Source organism: Variovorax sp. 20P10.2.4 (assembly GCF_058244205.1).
The window spans coordinates 1-3,637 of record NZ_JBZAYE010000689.1; the positions used below are offsets into that span (position 1 = coordinate 1).

Here is a 3,637-nt window from a genome sequence, read left to right on the forward strand (position 1 = left end):
GCGGTGCCAGCCTCGGCGAATTCGTCGATGCCTTCGTGCTCGGCTACGAGGTCGGCGCGCGCTGCGGCGCCTGGCTGCGCATCCGCCCCGGCATGCACGTCGATGCCAACTGGCCCGCGCTCGGCGTGGCGGCGGGCGCGGCGCGGTTGCTGGGCCTGGCGCCCGAGGCCATCGTGCAGGCCATCGACATCGCGGCCTGCCAGCTCGCCACCAGCCTCTACCTGCCGGTGGCGCAGGGCCGCACGGCCCGCAACACCTACCTGGGCCACAGCGCTTCTCTGGGGCTGCAGGCGGCCTTTGCGAGCGCGGCCGGCATCGACGCGCCCGAGGGCGCGCTGGCGCATTACGCGGCGAACCATGCGGCGGCCACCGCGCAGCCTTTGCCCGACGCGTCGACGCTGCTGCTGCGCGACGCCTACCTCAAGCCCTTCGCGGCCGTGCGCCACGTGCACTACGGCGCGACCGCCGCGCGTGCGTTGCGTGAACGGCTGGCCGGCGACACCACGGGCATCCGCCGCATCGTGCTCACGGTCTACGAGGAGGCGATCGTCTATTGCGGCAACCGCGCGCCGCGCACGCCGATCCAGGCGCAGTTCAGCCTGAGCTTCGGCCTCGCGGCGATGCTGCGCTTCGGCGACGTCGATCCCTCGGTCTATGCCGCGCCGCGTTTCGACGACGCCGAGCTGCGCCGGCTCGAGGCACTGGTCGAGCTCGAGGTCGACGCCGGTCTCACGGCGCGCCGCGAGCGCGGCGCCACGCTCGCGCTGACGCACGACGGCGGCACGCACGAAGAGACCGTGACCACCATCGCGGGCGACGCCCAGAACCCGCTGGACCGCGCAACCCTGCTCGCCAAGTTCGCGCACTACGCAACGCAGTCCGTCGCGCCGGCGCGCGCCCAGGCCTTCTGCGACGGCGTGCTCGACGCGCCCACCGGCACCGCGCTCGGCGCGCTGTGGCAACGGCTCTGACCCGATTCCTCTTCACCACCTTCACGCCCCACCCACCATGAAACTCCTGCGCTACCTCGCCAGCACGCTGCTCGTGTGCCTGCCGCTCGTCGCCGCCGCCCAGGCCGGCGGCTTTCCCGACAAGGCGATCCGCATCGTCGTGCCCTTCCCGCCGGGCGGTGCCACCGATGCCGCGGCGCGGCTGGTCGCGGTGAAGATGAGCGAGCACTGGGGCCAGCCCGTGGTGGTCGACAACCGCGCGGGCGCGGGCGGCAACGTGGGCTCGGACCTCGTGGCCAAGGCGCCGGCCGACGGCTACACGCTGGTGATGGGCGTGACCGGTTCGCACGCCATCAACACCTCGCTCTACAGCCGGATGCCCTACGACCCGGTGGCCGACTTCGTCGCCATCAGCCAGGTGGCCGTGGTGCCCAACGTGCTGGTGGTGCATCCCTCGGTGCCGGCGAAGAACCTGGCCGAGCTGGTCGCGCTCGCGAAGAAGGAGCCCGGCAAGCTCAACTACGCATCGCTGGGCAATGGCACGGCCGCGCACCTGGGCATGGAGATGCTCAAGGCCGAGGCCGGCGTCGACATCACGCACGTGCCCTACAAGGGCAGCGCGCCCGCGGTGTCCGACCTGCTGGCCGGCCAGGTGCAGATGATGGTCGACGGGCTGCCCTCGGCGCTGCCGCACGTCAAGGCCGGCAAGCTGCGCGCGATCGCGCTCACCAGCCTGCGCCGCTCGCCCTCGCTGCCCGATCTGCCGACCATCGCCGAGAGCTACCCGGGCTTCTATGCCGATGCCTGGTCGGGCCTGTTCGCGCCCAAGGGCACGCCGCAGCCGGTGGTCGACAAGCTCTCGGCCGAGGTGCAGCGCATCCTCAGGTTGCCCGAGGTGCGCGAGAAGCTGGCCGCGCTCGGCGCCGAGCCGGTGGGTTCCACGCAGGCGGAATTCGCCGCCCACGTGAAGAAGGAAATCGACAAGTGGGCCAAGGTCGTCAAGACCAGCGGCGCAAAAGTTGACTGACCCCCAGGCTTGCCCACTTCGTGTGGCCGCCAACCCCCTTCCAGGGGGCAATACCAGCGGCCCGGCAAAGCCGGTTCCGCGGTATTCCGCGAAGAGAGCCGCATCGACATGGAGAACCGAATGAACGACACACTCGACCCCGTCACGCTCGCCGTGCTGCGCGGCCGCCTCGAGCAGGTGGCCGACGAGATGGACGCCACGCTCTACCGCAGCGCGTTCAATCCCATCATCGCCGAGGCGCACGACGCCTGCCACGGCCTGTACGACGCGACCAGCGGCGACACGCTGGTGCAGGGCAAGTCGGGCCTGCCGGTGTTCGTCGGCGCCATGGCCTTCGCGGTGCGCGCCACCGTCGCCGCGGCCGAGCCGCGCGGCGGCATGAAGGACGGCGACATCTGGATCAGCAACGATGCCTACGACGGCGGCACGCACGCCAACGACTTCAAGCTGGTCAAGCCTTTCTTCCGCCACGGCAAGCTCTACTGCCACATGGCCTCGGCCGCGCACTGGCACGACGTGGGCGGCGCGGTGCCCGGCAACTACAACCCCGCGGCCACCGAGTGCTGGCAAGAGGCGGTGCAGATCCCGCCGGTGCGCATCGTGCGCGACGGCAAGCTCGATGCCGACGTGCTCGCGATCCTGCAGGCCAACACGCGCCTGCCCGACAGCCTCTGGGGCGACCTCAACGGCCAGCTCGCGGCGCTCGAGCTCGGCGCGAAGCGGCTGAACGGCCTGCTCGACGAGTACGGCGACGACCTGGTGCTGGCCGCGCTCGGCGAGCTGCGCGGCCGCGCGCTGCGGCTGATGCGCTCGCACATCGCCTCGCTGCCCGACGGCCGCTACAGCTTCGAGGACCTGCTCGACAACGACGGCATCGTGAACGAGCCGCTGACCATCGCGCTCGACATGACGGTGGCCGGCGACCGGCTGCTGCTCGACTTCTCGCGCACCTCGGCGCAATGCGCGGGGCCGGTCAACATCTCGCGCGCCACGGCCGTGGCGGCCTGCTACGTCGCGCTCAAGCACCTGTTCCCCGATGTGCCGGCCAATGCCGGCGTGCTCGACGCGGTGGATTTCCTGATTCCCGACAAGCTGGTGATCAGCGCCGAGCGGCCGCGCCCGGTCGGCGGCTACACCGAGACCATCCTGCGCATGATCGACGTGATCTTCAGCGCCGCCGCGCAGGCCGATCCCACGCGCGCCGTCGCGCAGGCCTACGGCACCATCAATGCGCTGTCGATCGCGGGCCACCGCAGCGACAAGGGCCGCGAGGGCCAGCGCTGGGTGATGTTCAGCTTCTTTGGCGGCGGCCATGGCGGCCACTCGGGCGGCGACGGGCTCTCGCACGGCAACGCGCCGATCTCGACCGCGACCATTCCGCCGCTGGAGATCCTCGAGGCGGCCTATCCGGTGCGCTTCACCGAATGGTCGCTGCGCGCCGATTCGGGCGGCGACGGCCGGCACCGCGGCGGCCTCGGTGCCGTCTACGAGATCGAGCTGCTCGAGCAGGACGCCGAGGTCTTCGTGTTCGGCGAGCGCGGCACCTCGCCGCCCAAGGGCATCGCGGGCGGCGGCGCGGGCGCGGTCAACGTGTTCCGCTACGAGAACGCGGGCGAATGGCACGTGCCGCCGATGGTCTCGAAGATGCGCGGCATCCGGC

3 protein-coding genes are annotated in these 3,637 nt (G+C 71.4%); all 3 read left to right on the plus strand.

Going from position 1 to position 3,637, the window contains the following annotated elements; translation table 11 throughout:
* The coding region (locus AC27VN_RS35715) for an MmgE/PrpD family protein (protein ID WP_490879681.1) at positions 1-971 on the plus strand (971 nt) is incomplete at its 5' end.
* 37 nt (positions 972-1,008) lie between these two features.
* Positions 1,009-1,977: a Bug family tripartite tricarboxylate transporter substrate binding protein gene (locus AC27VN_RS35720; protein ID WP_490879682.1), complete on the plus strand. Its 969-nt coding sequence runs from the start codon at positions 1,009-1,011 to the stop codon at positions 1,975-1,977.
* A gap of 120 nt (positions 1,978-2,097) precedes the next feature.
* On the plus strand, positions 2,098-3,637 hold a 1,540-nt coding region (locus tag AC27VN_RS35725), incomplete at its 3' end, for a hydantoinase B/oxoprolinase family protein (protein ID WP_490879683.1).